General features: G+C 69.2%; 19 protein-coding genes and 1 tRNA gene. 10 read left to right on the top strand and 10 right to left on the bottom strand.

The features are described 5' to 3' along the window. Window positions 1-21: 21 nt before the first annotated feature. The 7 genes from B1790_RS10985 (at window position 22) to B1790_RS10955 (ending at window position 8,515) form a co-directional block, all read left to right on the top strand. Window positions 22-462, top strand: a complete 441-nt coding sequence (locus B1790_RS10985; RefSeq protein ID WP_233165055.1) for a nuclear transport factor 2 family protein — start codon at window positions 22-24, stop codon at window positions 460-462. Beyond that, complete coding sequence (locus B1790_RS10980) at window positions 462-1,280, top strand: mycofactocin-coupled SDR family oxidoreductase (RefSeq protein WP_079923250.1); 819 nt, start codon at window positions 462-464, stop codon at window positions 1,278-1,280. Before B1790_RS10985 ends, B1790_RS10980 begins: the two co-directional genes overlap by 1 nt. A gap of 9 nt (window positions 1,281-1,289) precedes the next feature. Beyond that, complete coding sequence (locus B1790_RS10975; RefSeq protein WP_079923249.1) at window positions 1,290-2,852, top strand: FAD-binding protein; 1,563 nt, start codon at window positions 1,290-1,292, stop codon at window positions 2,850-2,852. Between the two features lie 32 nt (window positions 2,853-2,884). After that, entirely contained in the window at window positions 2,885-3,694 is an 810-nt protein-coding gene (locus B1790_RS10970; RefSeq protein WP_198951977.1) for an SDR family NAD(P)-dependent oxidoreductase, read from the top strand. A 102-nt stretch (window positions 3,695-3,796) separates the two neighbouring features. Beyond that, window positions 3,797-6,199, top strand: coding sequence for a lysylphosphatidylglycerol synthase transmembrane domain-containing protein (locus B1790_RS10965; protein WP_079923247.1), 2,403 nt, complete (start codon window positions 3,797-3,799; stop codon window positions 6,197-6,199). Window positions 6,200-6,233: 34 nt separating this feature from the next. Beyond that, on the top strand, window positions 6,234-6,698 hold the full coding sequence (locus tag B1790_RS10960) for an SRPBCC family protein (RefSeq protein WP_079923246.1): 465 nt from the start codon (window positions 6,234-6,236) through the stop codon (window positions 6,696-6,698). A gap of 32 nt (window positions 6,699-6,730) precedes the next feature. After that, window positions 6,731-8,515, top strand: coding sequence for a sulfatase-like hydrolase/transferase (locus tag B1790_RS10955; RefSeq protein WP_233165064.1), 1,785 nt, complete (start codon window positions 6,731-6,733; stop codon window positions 8,513-8,515). Window positions 8,516-8,519: 4 nt separating this feature from the next. Here the strand turns inward: B1790_RS10955 and B1790_RS10950 are convergent, their stop codons facing one another. Further along, complete coding sequence (locus B1790_RS10950; RefSeq protein ID WP_142271244.1) at window positions 8,520-9,158, bottom strand: HD domain-containing protein; 639 nt, start codon at window positions 9,156-9,158, stop codon at window positions 8,520-8,522. A 121-nt stretch (window positions 9,159-9,279) separates the two neighbouring features. On the opposite strand from B1790_RS10950, the gene B1790_RS10945 reads away from it, so the two are divergent. Next, on the top strand, window positions 9,280-10,245 hold the full coding sequence (locus B1790_RS10945) for a GlxA family transcriptional regulator (RefSeq protein ID WP_142271243.1): 966 nt from the start codon (window positions 9,280-9,282) through the stop codon (window positions 10,243-10,245). A 3-nt stretch (window positions 10,246-10,248) separates the two neighbouring features. On the opposite strand, the gene B1790_RS10940 is transcribed toward B1790_RS10945, so the two are convergent. Then, window positions 10,249-10,332: transfer RNA gene (locus B1790_RS10940), tRNA-Leu, on the bottom strand. A 135-nt stretch (window positions 10,333-10,467) separates the two neighbouring features. On the opposite strand from B1790_RS10940, the gene B1790_RS10935 reads away from it, so the two are divergent. Together B1790_RS10935 and B1790_RS10930 are read left to right on the top strand one after the other, a co-directional pair. Continuing rightward, window positions 10,468-10,857 (top strand): hypothetical protein, encoded by a 390-nt coding sequence (locus tag B1790_RS10935; RefSeq protein WP_079923243.1) that lies wholly within the window; start codon window positions 10,468-10,470, stop codon window positions 10,855-10,857. After that, window positions 10,854-11,222: a DUF3817 domain-containing protein gene (locus B1790_RS10930; RefSeq protein WP_079923242.1), complete on the top strand. Its 369-nt coding sequence runs from the start codon at window positions 10,854-10,856 to the stop codon at window positions 11,220-11,222. The genes B1790_RS10935 and B1790_RS10930 overlap by 4 nt, the downstream gene beginning before the upstream one ends. Here B1790_RS10930 and B1790_RS10925 read toward each other — a convergent pair. The 8 genes from B1790_RS10925 to clpS form a co-directional block, all read right to left on the bottom strand. Further along, the gene (locus B1790_RS10925; RefSeq protein ID WP_255407265.1) at window positions 11,210-12,667 is read right to left on the bottom strand and encodes an MFS transporter; all 1,458 of its coding nucleotides are present in this window, start codon (window positions 12,665-12,667) and stop codon (window positions 11,210-11,212) included. The two genes, B1790_RS10930 and B1790_RS10925, sit on opposite strands and share 13 nt — an antisense overlap. A 44-nt stretch (window positions 12,668-12,711) precedes the next feature. After that, a complete protein-coding gene (gene rdgB / locus B1790_RS10920) occupies window positions 12,712-13,311 on the bottom strand; it encodes an RdgB/HAM1 family non-canonical purine NTP pyrophosphatase (protein WP_079923240.1) in 600 nt (199 codons plus the stop codon). Between the two features lie 7 nt (window positions 13,312-13,318). Beyond that, complete coding sequence (gene rph, locus B1790_RS10915; protein ID WP_079923239.1) at window positions 13,319-14,101, bottom strand: ribonuclease PH; 783 nt, start codon at window positions 14,099-14,101, stop codon at window positions 13,319-13,321. A 30-nt stretch (window positions 14,102-14,131) separates the two neighbouring features. Further along, the gene (locus B1790_RS10910; protein ID WP_079923314.1) at window positions 14,132-14,905 is read right to left on the bottom strand and encodes a cyclic nucleotide-degrading phosphodiesterase; all 774 of its coding nucleotides are present in this window, start codon (window positions 14,903-14,905) and stop codon (window positions 14,132-14,134) included. Between the two features lie 171 nt (window positions 14,906-15,076). After that, the gene (locus tag B1790_RS10905) at window positions 15,077-15,733 is read right to left on the bottom strand and encodes a rhomboid family intramembrane serine protease (RefSeq protein WP_079923238.1); all 657 of its coding nucleotides are present in this window, start codon (window positions 15,731-15,733) and stop codon (window positions 15,077-15,079) included. A gap of 48 nt (window positions 15,734-15,781) precedes the next feature. Continuing rightward, window positions 15,782-16,810: a P1 family peptidase gene (locus B1790_RS10900; RefSeq protein WP_079923237.1), complete on the bottom strand. Its 1,029-nt coding sequence runs from the start codon at window positions 16,808-16,810 to the stop codon at window positions 15,782-15,784. Beyond that, window positions 16,810-17,391 (bottom strand): DUF2017 domain-containing protein, encoded by a 582-nt coding sequence (locus B1790_RS10895; protein ID WP_079923236.1) that lies wholly within the window; start codon window positions 17,389-17,391, stop codon window positions 16,810-16,812. Before B1790_RS10895 ends, B1790_RS10900 begins: the two co-directional genes overlap by 1 nt. A gap of 10 nt (window positions 17,392-17,401) precedes the next feature. Continuing rightward, complete coding sequence (clpS, locus tag B1790_RS10890; RefSeq protein WP_079923235.1) at window positions 17,402-17,704, bottom strand: ATP-dependent Clp protease adapter ClpS; 303 nt, start codon at window positions 17,702-17,704, stop codon at window positions 17,402-17,404. Window positions 17,705-17,767: the final 63 nt, after the last annotated feature.

The following is a 17,767-nucleotide window of genomic DNA, read 5'->3' as shown; positions in this document are numbered from 1 at the left end:
ACGACCGTAATGTCAGCCGCGATGGACAGCGCCCGGCACGTCGAGAACCTGGTCTACACCTACGCGGAGCTATTCGACGCGGGCGATTTGGACGGGGTCGCCGCACTGTTCGCACACGGCCGGATCTGCGGCGTCGACGGCGGCGGGCCGGAGACGGTCTTCACCGGAACCACCGGCGTCCGCAAGATGTACGAGATGGCGGTGCGCTTCTACGACGACGGCACCCCGATGACCAAACATCTGACCACCAACGTGCGGATCGAGGTCGACGACGACGCGGGCACCGCGCGCGCCAGCGCGTACTACTGCGTCACGCAGGCGACCCCCGACCTGCCGCTGCAGGTCATCGTGACGGGCCGCTACCGCGACACCTTCCGTCGCATGGACGGTACGTGGTGGTTCGACACCCGAACCATGTTCGTCGACCAGGTCGGCGACGTCAGCCGGCACCTCAAGTTCTGATGGGGACCATGACCGGCAAGGTCGCGCTCGTCACCGGCGCCGCCCGCGGGATGGGCCGCGCCCACGCCGTCAAACTCGCCAGTGAGGGCGCCGACATCGTCGCGCTCGACGTCTGTGCCGAGTTCGACGCCACCGACTACCCGGGCGCCACGACCGACGACCTGGCCGAGACGGTGCGGTTGGTTCAGGAACACGGCCACCGAATCATGGCCAGCCAGACCGACGTTCGCGATCCCGACGCGGTGACGGCCGCGGTCGCCGACGGCGTCGAGCGGTTCGGCCGCCTCGACGTCGTCATCGCCAACGCCGGAATCATCCGGGTCAGCGACACCGACGAGCGGGCGAAGACCTTCCGAGACGTCGTCGAGGTCAACCTGATCGGCGCGTGGAACACCGTGGACGCGGCCATCCCCGCGATGGTCGCCGGTGGCCGCGGCGGATCGATCGTGCTGGTCAGCTCGACCCAGGGCATCAGGGCCGCAGGCACCGAACGCGCGGGCGTTCAGGGGTACGCGGCCTCCAAGCGCGCACTGGTGGCGCTGATGCAGGTGTGGGCCGACCAGCTCGCCGAGCATTCGATCCGGGTGAACACGATCCACCCCAGCGGCGTCGCGACCGACATGATCCTGAACGCGACCACCATGAAGCTGTCCGCGGCCGGTGATCCGTGGCTGTCCAGTCAGCTCAACGCGCTGCCGATCTCCTTGTTGCAACCCGAGCAGATCGCGACCGCGGTGGCGTGGCTGGTATCCGACGACGCGGCGTTCATCACCGGCACGTCATGGCCGTTGGATGCCGGATTCACCTTGAGGAGTTGAGGGTTCACCATGACGACTGACGCATCGGAGAGCTGGGACGAGACGGTCGACGTGGTGGTCGTCGGCTCGGGCGGCGGCATCACCGGCGCCTACACCGCCGCTCGCGAGGGTCTGTCCGTCGCCCTGGTCGAGGCCTCCGACAAGTTCGGGGGGACGACGGCCTTCTCCGGCGGTGGCGGGATGTGGTTCCCGTGCAATCCGGTGCTGCGCCGCCTCGGCGTCGACGACACGATCGCCGACGCGTTGGCCTACTTCCACGCCGTCGTCGGCGACCGCACGCCGCGGGACCTGCAGGACGCCTACGTCGAAGGCGGGGCACGCCTCGTCGAGTACCTCGAGCAGGACGACTCGTTCGCGTTCAAGGTGCTGCCCTGGCCCGACTACTTCGGCAGCGCTCCGAGCGCGCGCCTGGACGGCATGCGCCACATCGTGTCGCGGGCGCTGAAGGCCGAGGTTCTGGGACCCTACTCGGACCGAATCCGTGGACCACTCGACAACGAGCGGCTCGGCGCCCCTGCACCGGACGTGCTCACCGGTGGCCGCGCCCTCGTCGGCCGCTTCCTGGCCGCGCTGCTTCGCCTTCCGCAGGCGACGGTACATCTCGAGTCTCCGTTGACCGACCTCGTCGTCGACGACGACGGCGCCGTGACGGGGGCCGTCGTCCTACGTGGCGGCGTCCCGGTCCGGATCCGGGCCCGCCGGGGCGTCCTCCTCGCCGCAGGCGGGTTCGAACAGAACGCCGAGATGCGCGAAACCTTTGGTGTGCCAGGCGATCCCACCGATTCCATGGGCGCGCCCGGCAACACGGGTGCCGCGCACCAGGCGGCCATCCGAGTCGGTGCCGCGACCGATCTGATGGATCAGGCCTGGTGGTCGCCGGGGCTGACGCATCCCGACGGCCGGTCGACCTTCTCCCTCGGTGCCACGGGCGGCATCTTCGTCGACTCCGATGGTCGGCGTTTCGTCAACGAATCCGCCCCGTATGACCAGCTGGGTCGCGAGGTCATCGCGCACGTCGACTCCGGCGCACTGCGATTGCCGTTCTGGATGGTCTACGACGACACGGCGGGCGAGACCCCGCCGATGCTGTCGGCCAGCGTGTCGCTGGTCGAGCCCGAGCGGTACCGCGAGGCCGGGCTGTGGCACACCGCGGACACCCTGGAGGCTCTCGCGGAGGCGATCGGCGTCCCGCCCGCCCACCTCGTCGAAACCGTCTCGCGCTTCAACGAATTGGCGGCCGGCGGCACCGATTCCGACTTCGGCCGTGGCGACGAGGCCTACGACCGCGCGTTCACCGGCGGTGCGTCACCCCTGGTGCCCCTCACCAAGCCGCCCTATCACGCCGCCGCGTTCGGCCTGTCCGATCTGGGCACCAAGGGCGGTCTGCGCACCGACCGCGACGCGCGCGTCCTGGACACCACCGGGCGGGCGATTCCGGGCCTGTACGCCGCGGGCAACACGATGGCCGCGGTCAGCGGCACCACGTATCCGGGCGGCGGCAACCCGATCGGCGCCTCCATGTTGTTCAGCCACCTCGCCGCGCTGCACATGGCCTCTTCCGCGACTGCCTGACACCGACGCCTCCGGCAGGCATCATTCGCCCCATGTCTTCCTCATTGCGGCGTTACGCCGACCGTCGGGCCCTGATCACCGGCGCAGGCTCCGGCATCGGGCAGGCCACCGTTCTGCGCATCCTCGACGAGGGCGGCACCGTCGTCGCGGCCGACGTCAGCGAGGCTGGGCTCGCGGACACCGTGGCGAAGGCCGGCTCGCAGGGTGACCGCTTGTCGACGGTGCGCATGGACGTCGGCGACGAGCAGTCGGTCCGCGCCGGCTTCGCCGAGGCCCTCGACGCGACGGACGGTCTCGACACCCTGGTTAACGCCGCGGGCATCCTCCGGTCGGCGCACTTCACCGACACCACCCTGGCCGACTTCGAAAAGGTGGTGCGCGTCAACCTCTTTGGCACGTTCCTCGTCACCCGCGAGGCCATTCCCGCGTTGCGGCGTGGCACCGGGGCCGCCGTCGTCAACTTCAGCTCCACCTCGGCGAACTTCGCCCACCCCTACATGTCGGCCTACGCCGCGTCCAAGGGTGGCGTGCAGGCGATGACGCACGCCCTTGCCCTGGAGTTCAGCAAGGAGCGCATCCGGTTCAACTGCGTGCAGCCGGGGTCGGTGTCCTCCGGCATGACCGACGGCGTCGGCGAGTCGAAGCAAAGCGTGGGACCCGGTCTCCCCGACGACATGGACTTCGCGCTGCTCGGAAAGATCATGTCCGTGCTGCCGCTGGAGGATGGCGCGATGTTCGCCAAACCCGACGCCGTGGCCAGCGTCGTGGCGATGCTCGGCTCCCCCGACGCGTACTGGGTGACGGGCACCGAAGTGCGGGTCGACGGCGGTACGCACATGTAGCTCGGGTCCGACAATCCCGGGAACCGGTCGACGGCTGGGATAGGTTGGCCGCGGGCCGCCGACCACGCGGCACGACGATCGATCGGAAGAAATCCTTCAGTCATGCGAGTTGACGGGCGGGACGTCGCCGTTTCCGGCGACCTGTTGCAGCCGCTCGCGCGACGCACCAACGACATCTTCCGGTTGGCCCTCGCCGCGGTCTTCCTCATCGTGGTCATCACCAGTTCGCTGATCACGCGCCGGGATTGGGTGGCCCTCGAGCGGTCCATCTCGGGAATCGTCGCGCTGCTGACCCCGACGCAGTCGAACCTGGTGTACCTAGCCTATGGCGTCGCCATTCTGGCGCTCCCCTTCGCGATCCTCTTCGGGCTCGTCACCGCCCGGCAGTGGCGCCTGCTCGGCGCCTACGGCGCGGCCGGCCTGATCGCGGTTCTCGCCCTCTCGGTCAACTCCAGCGGTTTCGCGGCGCCCCGCTGGCACTTCGACCTCGACGACCGACTGCGGACGCTGCTGTCGCAGTTCCTCGACGACCCTCGCTGGATCGCCATGCTCGCCGCGATGCTGACGGTGTCCGGCCCGTGGCTGGAGGCTCGGTGGCGCCGGTGGTGGTGGGCGCTGCTGCTGGCCTTCGTGCCCATCCATCTGGTCGTCAGCGCCGTGGTGCCGGCCCGAACCCTGCTGGGTCTCGCGGTGGGGTGGTTCGTGGGGGCGCTCACGGTGCTGATCGTCGGAACCCCGGCGCTGGAGGTGCCGCTCGACGGAGCCGTGCGCTCGCTGCTTCGCCGCGGATTCGCCGTGACCGGGCTGACGGTGGTGCGCCCCGCCGGTCCTGGACCGCTGGTGTTGTGGGCGGCGACGGACGACCCCGAGGACGACGGGGGGTCGCGCGCCATCCTCGAGATGTACGGCCCGAACCAGCGCAGCGGCGGCATCATGAGCCAGGTCTGGCGGCGAGTGAGATTGCGCAACAGCGAGACCGCTCCCCTGCATGCCTCGATGCGGCGCGCCGTCGAGCACCGCGGCCTGATGGCGATCGCCATCGGCGACCTCGGGGTGGCCAACAGCACGACGGTTGCGTTGTCCGCGCTCGACCGCGGCTGGACGCTGTACGCCCACACCCCGACGCGGGGCGTGGCACTCGACGAGACCTCCGCCGACGAATCCCTCGTCGCACCCGTCTGGAAGGCACTCGCGGTTCTGCACGGCCACCAGATCTCCCACGGCGATCTGCGGGGCAAGGAGATCACAGTCGACGTCGGAGACGACGGAGCCACCGCACTCTTCGGCGGCTTCGGCAGCGCCGAATACGGTGCGACCGACGTGCTGTTGCAGGCCGACATCGCCGCCCTTCTGGTGACGACGACGGCGATCTTCGGTGCCGAGGCCGCGGTGCGCGCCGCGATCGCCGAGTTCGACGAGGACACCGTCCTCAGCGCTTCCCGCCGGCTGACGAAAGCCGCTCTGCCCAAGCACATCCGCGCGTCGGTGATCGATCCGGGCACCGTGATGTCGGCCGCCCGTGACGAGGTGATGCATCAGACGGGTGCCGACCAGATCAAGGCCGAGACCATCACCCGCTTCACCAGGATCCAGGTGATCCAGTTGGTGCTGCTGGTGGCGCTGGTCTACGTCGCCTATCCCTTCATCAGCACCGTGCCCGCGTTCTTCTCCGAGTTGCGGACCGCCAATTGGTGGTGGGCGCTGCTCGGGTTGGCGGTGTCTGCGCTGACGTACGTGGGTGCGGCCGCAGCCCTGTGGGCGTGCGCCTCGGGGTTGGTGAGCTTCCGCAACCTGACGATCATGCAGGTGGCCAACACCTTCGCCGCCACCACCACGCCCGCCGGTGTCGGCGGTCTCGCGTTGAGCACCAGGTTCCTTCAGAAGGGCGGACTCGGCGCGCTGCGCGCCACCGCCGCGGTGGCCCTTCAGCAGTCGGTACAGGTGATCACCCACGTGGGTCTGCTGATCTTCTTCAGCGTCATCGCAGGAACGTCGGCGAACCTGTCCCACTTCGTGCCCAAGACCACGGTGCTCTACCTCATCGGCGGCGTGGCGCTCGGCATCGTCGGCGTGTTCACGTTCGTGCCGAAGCTCCGGCGGTGGTTGGGCACCGAACTGCGGCCCCGCATCAAGGAACTGGGCGGCGAGCTCGTCGAGCTGGCGCGCGAGCCGAAGCGCCTCGCGATCATCGTCGCCGGTTGCGCCGCAACGACTCTCGGGGCCGCACTCGCCCTGTGGGCCAGCGTCGGCGCGTTCGGCGGCGGCACCACCTTCGTCACCGTCACCGTCGTGACGATGATCGGTGGCACGCTGGCATCGGCCGCCCCCACCCCCGGCGGCGTCGGGGCCGTCGAGGCCGCGCTCATCGGCGGACTCGCCGCCTTCGGGGTGCCGGCCGCGGTCGCCGTCCCGTCGGTCCTGCTGTACCGGGTGCTGACCTGTTGGCTGCCCGTCTTCGTCGGCTGGCCGGTCATGAGGTGGCTGACCAGAAAGGACATGATCTAGTCGGCTCGTCGACTAGCTCCCGTGGCGGTCCCCGATGGTGTTTGATGGCGGGGTGGCAGACATCAGCCGCAGCCGCACGATAACCGCCCCGCCGCAGGCTATCTGGGATGTTCTCGCCGACTTCGGATCACTCAGTGCGTGGGCGGACGACGTCGACCACTCGTGCATCCTCAACCACGGCCCCGGCGGTGCGGCGAAGGGCACGACGCGTCGCGTCCAGGTCGGGCGCAACGTGCTGGTGGAGCGCATCACCGAGTTCGATCCGGCCGTCGCACTGGCATACGACGTCGAAGGCCTGCCCCGCCGGCTACGCACCGTCGCCAACCGTTGGACGCTGCGAACGTTCGGCACCACGACGCGGGTCACGTTGACGAGCAGTGTTGAGATCGGCCCAGGTCCAGTGGCCGGTGCGGCCGAATGGGCCGTCTGCCGCACCATGGCCAAGCTGTCCGATTCGATGCTAACCGGCTTGGCCCGACGAACGGAGAACACCCCGTGACCGATCCTCGACGACCCGACGTCGTCATCCTCATGACCGACGAGGAACGCGCCATACCGCCGTACGAGTCGCCCGATCTGCTCGCCTGGCGCCGGCGCGCCCTCGGCGGCAGGCGGTGGTTCGACGAGAACGGCGTGAGCTTCACGCGGCACTACACGGGGTCGCTGGCGTGCGTGCCGAGTCGCCCGACGATCTTCACCGGCCAGTATCCCGACTTGCACGGGGTGACCCAGACCGACGGAATCGGCAAGCGCTACGACGATTCCCGGCTGCGGTGGCTACGCAGTGGCGAGGTGCCGACGCTCGGCAACTGGTTCCGAGCCACCGGTTACGACACCCACTACGACGGCAAGTGGCACATTTCGCACGCCGATCTCGAGGACCCCGCCACCGGCGGACCGTTGGCCACCAACGACGACGACGGGGTCGTCGACGAGGCCGCGGTTCGGCGCTACCTCGACGCCGACCCGCTTGGCCCGTACGGCTTCTCCGGCTGGGTCGGCCCCGAGCCACACGGGGCGGCGTTGTCCAACAGCGGTTTTCGCCGCGATCCACTGTTCGCTGATCGTGTCGTCGCCTGGCTGAAGGACCGCTACGAACGCCGCCGCTCAGGTGACGAGGCCGCGCTGCGCCCTTTCCTTCTGGTCGCCAGCTTCGTCAACCCGCACGACATCGTCCTGTTCCCGGCGTGGCAACGCCGAAGTCCACTGGCCGCGTCGCCGTCGCTGGATCCGCCGCACGTGCCAGCCCCGCCGACGGCAGACGAAGATCTGCGCACCAAGCCGGCTGCGCAGATCGCGTTCCGCGAGTCCTACTACTCGGGGTACGGTCCCGCGCAGGCGATCGGCCGCGCATACAAGCGCAACGCCCAGCAGTATCGCGACCTGTACTACCGCCTGCACGCCGAAGTGGACGGACCGCTCGACCGGGTGCGCCGCGCGGTCACCGAGGGTGGGTCCGAGAATGCCGTCCTGGTGCGCACGTCGGATCACGGGGACCTGCTCGGGGCTCACGGCGGCCTGCACCAGAAGTGGTTCAACCTGTACGACGAGGCGACCAGGGTGCCGTTCGTCGTCGCCCGCATCGGCGATGACGCGACGACGGCCCGGGTCGTCTCGGCTCCGACGTCACACGTCGACCTGGTGCCGACCCTGCTCGCCGCGGCGGGCGTCGACGTCGACGTGGTCGCCGACGTGCTCTCCGAGTCGTTCTCGGAGGTGCACCCGCTACCCGGCCGCGACCTCATGCCGGTGGTGAACGGCGCGGCCGCCGACGACGGTCGGGCCATCTATCTGATGACGCGGGACAACGTGTTGGAGGGCGACACCGGGGCGTCGGCCGCGGCCCGCGGATTGGGCTTGACGGTGAATCCTCCTGCGCCACTGCGCATCAGGATTCCCGCGCACGTGGCGTCCAACTTCGAGGGCCTGGTGGTCCGCGTGGACGACGCCGACGCCTCCGGCGGCGCCGGCCACCTGTGGAAGTTGGTCCGCACCTTCGACGATCCGTCGACGTGGACCGAGCCCGGCGTGCGCCAGTTGGCCACCAACGGCATCGGTGGCGAGGCGTACCGGACCGACCCGCTCGACGACCAATGGGAGCTCTACGACCTGACCGCCGATCCCATCGAGACCGACAACCGGTGGGACGACCCGGCCCTGCACGACGTGCGCGCGCATCTGCGCATGCAGCTCAAGCAGGCGCGGGCGTCCTCGGTGCCCGAACGCAATCGGCCGTGGCCCTACGCCGACCGCCAGCCTCCGACCGGTCATTCCGGCGGTGTGCTCCGCAAGGCGCTGGGCAAGATCGGGTTGTAACCCCTCACTCCGGCCAGGCCGAGTTGGTGATGACGTCGACGAAGTCGGTCCGCCGGAAGCCGGGGACGAAGTGTTCGAGGACGTCGGCGTTGACGGTGCCGAACGTCGTGTCGGGGCGGTCGGAGAAGCCGTCGGTGAACGCCCGGAGGATCTCGGCCTTGAAGTTCGGCCGCGGGTGCGCCGAGGTGACGGCGTCGAGATCGGCGCGCTCGATCGCGTCCAACCGGAGCCCGAGGACGTCGGTCTCCACGCCCGCGGTGGTCGCGGCGATCACCGGATCCATCCCGTACGGCACCTCGGGTGTGGTGTGCAGCGCGATCGCCGTCCAGACGACGTCGGTCTCCGGACGGGAGTGGCCGTGTGAGATCAGGAACGCCCGGGCGGCGTCGGCACTGTCCATCTCGAAGCGCTGGGCGGAGCCCCGATACGGCGGTACCAGCCCGGTGTCGTGGAAGAGCGCTGCGACGTACAGCGATTCGGCATCTGGAGTGATCCCAAACTTGCGTGCCTGAAGGCTTCCGAACAGGAACACCCGGCGCGAGTGGTGAAAGATCAACTCGTTGGTGGTGTCTCGGATCAGCTCGGTCGCGTCCTTGGCCAGTGCGCTGTCGGGAATGGCTACGCCGCCGATGGTCTCGGTCATGTTCTCGTCCCTTCGAATGGTGGTCACGGTCGGCGGGGTCGTCGACCGGATACCTCGACTATCGGCGTGCACGCCTCGGTGACGCCGTGCGCGCGTGGCCATGAAACCCTCAGATATGGACATGGGAGCGCACGACGTCGTGGTGCTGCTGTACGACGGCGTCCAGATGCTCGACGTCGCGGGTCCGATCGACGCGTTCGCCTCGGCCAACGCCCTCGGCGCGGCCTACCGCATCACCCACGCCTCGCTGAACGGTGCCGACGTGGTGGCCAGCTCGGGCGCCCGGCACGGCGCGGACGCACGCGTCGACGACCTTCAGGCAACGTTCGGGTCGCTACTGGTGCCCGGGTCGCCGAACTGGCAGGCCAGCGTCACCGACACCGCGCTCGTCGCGGCGGTGCGCGACCTCTCCCAGCGCAGCCGACGCACGGTCTCCATCTGTGCGGGCGCGTTCCCGCTGGCGGCGACGGGGCTGCTCGACGGTCGTCGCGCCGCCACGCACTGGAAGCTCGCGCGCCAACTCGCCGCACGCTATCCCGAGGTCATCGTCGACGCGGCGTCGTTGTTCGTCACCGACGGCAAGTACGTCACCTCCGCAGGCGTGACCGCGGGCATCGACCTCGTGCTGTCGCTGATCGAGCACGACCACGGCCCGGTGATGGCCAGAGAGGTCGCCAGGGATCTCGTCGTGTTCATGGCGCGCCCGGGTGACCAGTCCCAGTTCAGTGTGCGTCTCGACGCACAGCCCACCGACCACTCCGTGGTGCGGGTGGTGATGGACGCGATCACCGAGAATCCGCGCCGCAACCACACGTTGGCCAGCCTCGCGGCCGAGGCCGGCGTCAGCCCGCGGCACTTGTCGCGCTTGTTCCTCGCCGAAACCGGCCACACCGCAGCGCACTTCGTCGACCGGACCCGGCTGGAGGCGGCGTGCGCGGCGCTGACCGGGAGCCACGCGACGCTGGACCAGGTTGCCGAGCAGACGGGGGTGGGGTCGAGCGAGTCGTTGCGCCGGCTGTTTCACCGCGAGCTGGGAATCACGCCGAGCGCTTACCGAAGTCGGTTCAGGACGTCCCGGTCGACGTGAGAGTGCGGGCGGGGGGACTCGAACCCCCACGCTCTTCCGAGCAATGGCACCTAAAGCCATCATGTCTGCCAATTCCATCACGCCCGCAGTGCGTGAAATCGTACCTGCGTCTCCATCCCGAACTCGTGTCGGTGGTGCTTCCCATCTCGACGGCGGGGAGGGCAGCCACCGCACGCCTAGACGAATTCATCGGACCCAAGTCCGTCGCGGTACCGTGGACGAATGTCCACTACACGGCGTAGGAGACCGGCGCTCGTCGCGCTGGTGTTCGTCGCCGCCGCGGGCTGCCTGGCGCTGGCCTGGTGGCAGTGGACGCGTTATGAGTCCGCGTCCGGCTCGTTCCAGAATCTCGGGTACGCCCTGCAGTGGCCCATGTTCGGCGGCTTCTGCTTCTATGCGTACTACAAGTTCGTCCGCTACGAAGAGGCGCCGCCGCCGCGGCCGGACCACGACAAGCCGACCCAGATTCCCGACGGTCTGCTGCCCGAGCGGCCCAAGGCCGCGGCGCACCACGACGACGACCCCACGCTCTCCGAGTACAACGCGTACCTGGCCGAGCTCGCCAAGGCCGACGGCCGCCGCCCCGACACCGACGACAGGACCACGACATGAGCAGCCCCGAACCCGAAGCTCCGGTTGCCGAAGACCCGACGCGCACTCCGACGGAGTCGATCCGCAAGGCGCTCAAGGCGTATCGAATCTTGGCGTGGGCCACCGGCATCTGGTTGATCGCACTGTGCGCGGAGATGGTGCTGAAGTACATCGTGAAGGTCGACTGGCCGCTGCTGTGGATCGTCGCGCCCATCCACGGCTGGATCTACTTCGCGTACTTGTTGTCCGCCGCCAACCTCGCCACCAAGGTGCGCTGGCCCATCGGCAAGACCATCGGCGTGCTGCTGGCAGGAACCATCCCGCTTCTGGGCATCATCGTGGAGCACTTCCAGACCAAGAAGGTCAAGGCCGACTACGACCTCTGACGCTCGACCTCGACCGACTCCTCGGTGGCCTCGGCCGCCGCGACGGGGATCAACAGCGCCAGGCCCGCCGCGATGGCTGCCACCACGGCGGCCACCACCATCGCCGTACGGAATCCCGCCATCGACGGCACCGCCGCGCCGGCGTAGGACACCGTCATCCCGGCCAGGATGGCACCGATCGCCGCACTGGAGATCGACGTTCCCAGTGATCGGGCGAGGGCGTTGATGCCGTTGGCGGCGGCGGTCTCCGAGATCGGCACGGCCGCGTTGACGAGCGCGGGCATGGACGCGTAGGCGAATCCGACTCCTCCGGCGACGGCCACGTTGAGCACCATGATCTGCCACGGCGCGGCCAGAAACGCGATGCCTGCGGCGTAGGACACCGCGATGACGAGCGCACCGATCACGAAGGTGAACCGCGGCCCGCGCACGGCGGCGATCCGCGCAGCGAGCGGCGAAGTCACCATCATGGCGAGACCACCCGGGGCCAGCCACAGCCCCGTCGCCAGCATCGACTGTCCCAGTCCGTAGCCGGTCTCCCGCGGCATCTCCATGATCTGCGGGGCGACCAGGGAGAACCCGAACATGCCGAACGCCACCGCGACCGATGCCACGTTGGTGGCCAGCACCGGCCGCGTGACCGTGGTTCGCAGATCCATGGTCGGCGAGGACACCCGCAGCTCCCACCAGCCGAACACCAGGAAGATCAGCACCGACGAGCCGAACGAGGCCAGCGTCGGTGCGCTCAGCCAACCCCAGCCCTGGCCCTTCGAGATGCCGAGCAGCAGGGTGACGAGCCCACCCGCCAGGAGCACCGCACCGACCGGATCCAGCCGACCCCGGGTGCGCGGCGGCACGTGCGGGACCAGGAAGAGGAACATCGGCAGGGCGGCCACCCCGAGAGCGGTGGCGAACCAGAACAGCATGTGCCAGTCGTAGTGCTGCGCGATCACCGCCGACAGGGGCAAGCCGAGGGCGCCGCCCACTCCAAGGGAGGCGCTCATGAGACCCATTGCCGCACCGACCCTCTCGGCCGGCACGCACGCCCGCAGCACGCTGATGCCCAGCGGGATGATCGGGAAGCCGAAGCCCTGCAACCCCCGGCCCACCACCAGCGGCATCAGGGAATTCGTCGAGGCGGCGAGCACCGATCCGCAGATCAGCAGCAGCGCGCACGTGATCAACATCGGTTTCGCGCCGTACATGTCGCCGAGCCTGCCGAAGACCGGCGTGGCCACCGCGGCGGTCAACAACGTCGCCGTGATCGCCCACGACGTGTCGGATGCGCTGGCGTTCAGCAGCTTTGGCAGCTCGGGCAGCAACGGAATGATCAGGGTCTGCATCAGCGACACGCCGATGCCTGCCGCCGCCAGGACGGCGATCAACACGCTCGGGTGCGCCGTGGGCAACGGCGCATTCTCCGGCCCTGCAACGCGTCGACCCACGCCGTCGAACGCTACACGTTAGTTACGCTACGTAAAACCAGCGGTCAGGCCAACGCGCGCAATGCGGGCAGCAGCAGCGCGAGGGCTCGCCCACGGTGAGACGCCGCATCCTTCTCGGCCGGGGTCAGTTCACCTGCGGAACGGTCCGAGCCGGTCGGCACGAAGATCGGGTCGTAGCCGAATCCGCCGTCGCCTCGCGGAGCGTGGGCGATGCGCCCGGCCCACTCCCCACGCACGACGCTCTCGCCGGATGCCGACACCAGTGCGCACGCCGACACGAACGCCGCACCGCGCCGGTCGTCGGGCACGTCACGCAGTTGACCAAGCAGCAGTTGGAGATTCGCGACGTCGTCGCCGTGGGCACCTGCCCACCGCGCCGAGAGCACACCGGGCATTCCGTTGAGCGCGTCGACGGCAAGCCCCGAATCATCGGCGACCGAGGGCAGACCGCTGGCCCGATACGCGTCGCGCGCCTTGGCCAGCGCGTTCTCCTCGAACGTGGCACCCGTCTCGGGCGCTTCCTCGAACGGCGCGACGTCGTCGAGTGACAACAGCCGCAGGCCCGTCACGCCTGCGCCGTCGAGGACGCGGCGAAGTTCGGCCAGCTTCTTGGGGTTGCGACTGGCGACCAGCAGGTCGGTCATGTCTCGGTCAGCTTCCGAACGCCTTCTTCGCCGGGGTCTTCGGCTCGGGCAGCTCCCCCGGGTACGGCAGCGCGAGCGCCTCGCGCTGCACGACGAACAACTGGTCGCAGGCGGCCAGCGCGGCGTCGAGCATCTTGTCCAACGTCGTACGCGGGAAGGTCGCGCCCTCCCCGGTGCCCTGGATCTCGACGAGGGTCCCGGTGTCGGTGGCGACGACGTTCATGTCGACCTCGGCGCGGGAGTCCTCCTCGTACGGCAAATCCGTCCGGACCCGCCCGTCGACGACTCCGACCGACACCGCCGCGATGGCACACGACAACGGCCTCGGGTCCGAAAGCCGTCCGGCCGCGGACAGGTAGGTGACGGCGTCGGAGAGGGCCACGTACGCGCCGGTGATGGCCGCGGTCCTGGTGCCGCCGTCGGCCTGGAGGACGTCGCAGTCGATGGCGATCGTGTTCTCGCCAAGTGCGGCGAGGTCGATGCACGCCCGCAGTGATCGGCCGACGAGCCGACTGATCTCCTGGGTGCGGCCGCCGACCTTGCCACGGACCGACTCGCGGTCCGAGCGGGTGTGGGTGGCGGCGGGCAACATCGCGTACTCGGCGGTCAGCCAGCCCAACCCGGAGCCCTTGCGCCAGCGCGGCACGCCCTCGGTGACGCTGGCCGTGCACATCACGCGGGTCTGGCCGAACTCGACGAGCACGGATCCGGCCGGATGCTTGGTGAAGCCGCGGGTGATGGTTACCGGTCGCAACTCGTCGTCGAGTCTTCCGTCTTCTCGTCTGGACACCCGCCAACCCTAACGGGTGCGGACGAGGGACTAGTGCGCCGTAACCTCGAACGTCTCGTTGCACACGACGGCGTGCACCGGACCGTCGAACTCGGCCTTGGCTTCGCTGATGACGTCCTCGCGCGACGTCCACGGCGGGATGTGGGTCAACAGCAGCTCGTGCACGCCCGCCTTGGCGGCCGCGCGGCCCGCCTCGGTCCCCGAGAGGTGCAGATTCGGCGGCCGGTCGGCGGCGTGGGTCCACGACGCCTCGCACAGGAAGACGTCGGCGCCGGTGGCCAACTCGATCAGTTCGTCGCAGTAACCGGTGTCACCGCTGTAGACCAGCGTCGCCCCGGACGGATCGGTGAAGCGCATGCCGTAGGACTCCGTCGGATGACATACCAAGCGGGGCAGCACGTTCAGTGCGCCGATCTGCACCGGTTCGTTGTCTACCCACTGGCGGACGTCGAAGATGTCGGTGAAGTCGTCGATCTCGCGGCCCTCGGGCGAGGACGCCGCCCCCAACCGGGACCAGGTGTCGGCGGGTCCGTACATCAACGCGCGGCCCTTGGGCGGCGTCGGATGGTAGCGGCGCCACACGAACAACCCGGGCAGATCCAGGCAGTGGTCGGCGTGCAGATGCGAGAGAAGGACACTCACGGTCCCGGGGTCGGCGTGCCGCTGCAGCGCTCCCAGCACTCCGCCACCGAAGTCGACGGCGAGCGGCGGGGGGTCCGGCGCAGTGACGAGGTAGCCCGAAGCAGGCGAATCCGGCCCGGTGACGCTACCGGAACACCCCAGTACGGTGACTCGCACGTCCATCAGCTTGCCATGCCCGATCACCGCGTGACGAAAACATGAGCGCAATTGGTTCCGAGTGTCACGAAGTGGCAGGTACGTGACCTCCGAGCTGGCGTGACGCCGACGGAGACGAGGCGGTCGGCGCGCGGCGAGTGTGGCGAACGCCTCATTTCAGCAAAGCTCCGCGGAGTCTCAGACGGCCGAGCGCGGCACGGTTCGAGTGGGGCGCTTCGCCCTCGCCCGGCGTTCCGGCCCCGACAGCACGTAGGCGGCGAACACCCCGGCGACGCCACCGCACAGGTGACCCTGCCACGACACCCCGAACGTGCCGGGAAGGGCGCCCCACAGAATGCCGCCGTAGACGAGGAACACCACGATGCCGACGACGATCTGCCATGCGTGTCGGGTGAAGAACCCGAACACGATGAGGAACGTCAGCCAGCCGAAGATGAGCCCGGAGGCCCCGATGTGGTTGGTCTCCACTCCTGCGGGGGCGCCGATGTTGCCGATCAGCCAGGTGCCGAGTCCTCCGAGGATCCACACGATGACGGTCGCGTAGACGAAGCGGGCCATCCCGGCGAGCGACACCAGGAAGCCGAGAACCAGCGCGGGCACGGTGTTCGCGACGAGGTGCGCCCAGTTGGCATGCAGCAGGGGTGCCCACAGGATTCCCCACAGTCCGTCCACCTCGAGCGGTCGGATGCCGTCCTGCTCGAGCCGGCTGCCGGACACCTGGTCGACGGCCTCGACGACGTAGAGGAGTGCGACGAAGGCGAGCACGGTGGCGCCGCCGATCATCCAGCCGGGTTTCTTCGGGTCCGCCGTGAGACCTGGTCCGCTCGTCGCCATTGCCGTCCCTTCCGCTCCCCACCGAGGTTACCGGCGCCGGATGGTGTCCTAGGTGGTGAACGCTCCCGGCAACAGGTCGCGGTAGCTGGGGACGCCGGCGATCGTCTCTGCAGCCAGCACCGCGGCCATCACCGCGCTGGCCAGGCAGTCGGCGGCGGCCGCCCCGACGCGTGTCGTCAACTTGGTCTCCGGTGACATCGCGGCAGGGGTGTCCGACGCGGGTGACACCTCGACGGCACCGGTCGACAGCGCGAAGACGGTGTCGCCGTCGAGTGGGGTGTGCGACGGCCGCATGGTGCGGGCCAGGCCGTCCTGCGCGGCGACGGCCACACGCTTGCAGGCCGCCTTGCTCAGCGCCGCGTCGGTGGCGACGACGGCGATGGTCGTGTTGAGCGGTGAGAGCTCGGCGTCGCGCTCGGCGAATGCCGCGATCTGGTCTGCGGGTGGCGGGGTCAGGCCCAGCTCGGCGATGAGGTCGGCCATCCACGGCAGTCCGGTGCGGGGGTCGACGACGTTGCCTGCCGAGTTCACCGCGACGACGGCACCGACGGTGACCCCGATGTCGTCGAGGGTGACCGACGCCGTGCCGAGCCCGCCCTTGAGCACGCCTGCGCGGGCGCCGACCCCGGCCCCGACGTTGCCCATCGGTACCTCGACACCGGCGGCGGCGGCCGCGGCCGCACCGAATTCGGCGGTCGGGCGGCACTGCCACCCGCCCACGGGGAGGTCGAAGATCACCGCGGCGGGCACGATCGGGACCACGCCGCCGTCCATCACGACGCCGCGATCGTGCTGCTCGAGCCACTGCATGACGCCGTCCGCGGCGGCGAGTCCGTAGGCGCTGCCGCCCGTGAGCACGACGGCGTCGACGTAGCGCACGCTGTTGGCGGGGTCGAGCAGGTCGGTTTCCCTGGTGCCCGGAGCGCCGCCACGGACGTCGACGGCACCGGTGGTGCCGGGCGGGACCAGGACGACGGTGGTGCCGCACGCCCAGCCTGCGCCCAATGTCGCGTCGGGATCCAGGCGCTGGTGGTTGCCGACCAGGATGCCGGAGACGTCGGTGATCGAGCCCGTCACTAGCGCTTGCCCAACAGCCCGAGCACCAGGTACTCCTGCAGCACCGTCAGCCACTGGTACACGTCCAGGTGCCCGGCCATCGGATGCTCGGGAGGCAGGTGGTCGGGGCCGTCGGCTCCGATCTCGAGCATCGTGCCGAGCGCCAGCCGGATGTCGTTGACGCAGGAGGCCCAGCAATGCGCGTCGTCCTCGGCGATCTCGAACTTGCCGCCGCCAGCGGGCAAGGTGTCCAACACGCGTTGTCCCGCATGACGTTTCGCTTCGATGATCTCGGGTTCGTGCAGGCTGCGCAGGGCGCTGTTGAGGCTCTCCGCGGTGCGCGAGCCCGCCGGATGGTCGTGCTGCGGCCGGAAGAAGTCCGGCAGCAAACGCAACATCGTGTCGTCCTCCGGCGGCTGGGAGTGACCCGTCCGCATGCCGGTGAGCTCTTCGAGTTCGTCGGTGGGCGAAGATGTTTCGCGGTCGACGAGCATCTCCATCAGGGAGTTGACCAGGCTTTCGAGCAGCGCCGCCTCGTGGGCTGCAAGGGCAGACCGAAACCGCGCTCCGTCAGCGGCTTCCACACGCTTCCACTTCCGCACGCTGCCGGACTCAGCGATCCTGCTGCATCGTGGCCCACAGGCCCGCCGCATGCAGTTTGGTCACGTCGATCTCCATGGACTCCCGACTTCCGGCCGACACCACGGCCTTCCCTTCTTCGTGCACCTGCATCATGAGCTTGGTCGCGTGCGGTTCGCTGTAGCCGAAGAGCTTTTGGAACACGTAGGTCACGTACGACATGAGGTTCACAGGATCGTCCCAGACGAGGGTGACCCAGGGACTCTCGGTGGCCACGTCTTCGTCGGTGGACCGATCCACGCGAGTCCCTGGCTCGGTTCGCGCCGGGGTAACCATGCCGCCAAGAATAGACACCCGTATCGGTGACGGTCCGAACGGCTACGGTTGGCCTACGGTTGG

The sequence above is a fragment of the Mycobacterium sp. AT1 genome (assembly GCF_002043095.1).
Lineage (GTDB): Bacteria > Actinomycetota > Actinomycetes > Mycobacteriales > Mycobacteriaceae > Mycobacterium.
Note: the sequence above shows the minus strand (reverse complement) of the source record. Positions and strands in the feature narration are given on the sequence as shown.

Bases quoted from the DNA above. Each gene is read 5' to 3' on its own strand.
- B1790_RS10980 (WP_079923250.1), top strand. From the start codon at position 462: ATGGGGACCATGACCGGCAAGGTCGCGCTCGTCACCGGCGCCGCCCGC.
- clpS (WP_079923235.1), bottom strand. From the start codon at position 17,704: ATGGTTACCCCGGCGCGAACCGAGCCAGGGACTCGCGTGGATCGGTCC.
- B1790_RS10950 (WP_142271244.1), bottom strand. From the start codon at position 9,158: ATGACCGAGACCATCGGCGGCGTAGCCATTCCCGACAGCGCACTGGCC.
- B1790_RS10930 (WP_079923242.1), top strand. From the start codon at position 10,854: ATGAGCAGCCCCGAACCCGAAGCTCCGGTTGCCGAAGACCCGACGCGC.
- B1790_RS10905 (WP_079923238.1), bottom strand. From the start codon at position 15,733: ATGGCGACGAGCGGACCAGGTCTCACGGCGGACCCGAAGAAACCCGGC.
- B1790_RS10985 (WP_233165055.1), top strand. From the start codon at position 22: ATGGACAGCGCCCGGCACGTCGAGAACCTGGTCTACACCTACGCGGAG.
- rdgB (WP_079923240.1), bottom strand. From the start codon at position 13,311: ATGACCGACCTGCTGGTCGCCAGTCGCAACCCCAAGAAGCTGGCCGAA.
- B1790_RS10970 (WP_198951977.1), top strand. From the start codon at position 2,885: ATGTCTTCCTCATTGCGGCGTTACGCCGACCGTCGGGCCCTGATCACC.
- B1790_RS10965 (WP_079923247.1), top strand. From the start codon at position 3,797: ATGCGAGTTGACGGGCGGGACGTCGCCGTTTCCGGCGACCTGTTGCAG.
- B1790_RS10960 (WP_079923246.1), top strand. From the start codon at position 6,234: ATGGTGTTTGATGGCGGGGTGGCAGACATCAGCCGCAGCCGCACGATA.
- B1790_RS10955 (WP_233165064.1), top strand. From the start codon at position 6,731: ATGACCGACGAGGAACGCGCCATACCGCCGTACGAGTCGCCCGATCTG.
- B1790_RS10935 (WP_079923243.1), top strand. From the start codon at position 10,468: ATGTCCACTACACGGCGTAGGAGACCGGCGCTCGTCGCGCTGGTGTTC.
- B1790_RS10945 (WP_142271243.1), top strand. From the start codon at position 9,280: ATGGGAGCGCACGACGTCGTGGTGCTGCTGTACGACGGCGTCCAGATG.
- B1790_RS10910 (WP_079923314.1), bottom strand. From the start codon at position 14,905: ATGGACGTGCGAGTCACCGTACTGGGGTGTTCCGGTAGCGTCACCGGG.
- B1790_RS10975 (WP_079923249.1), top strand. From the start codon at position 1,290: ATGACGACTGACGCATCGGAGAGCTGGGACGAGACGGTCGACGTGGTG.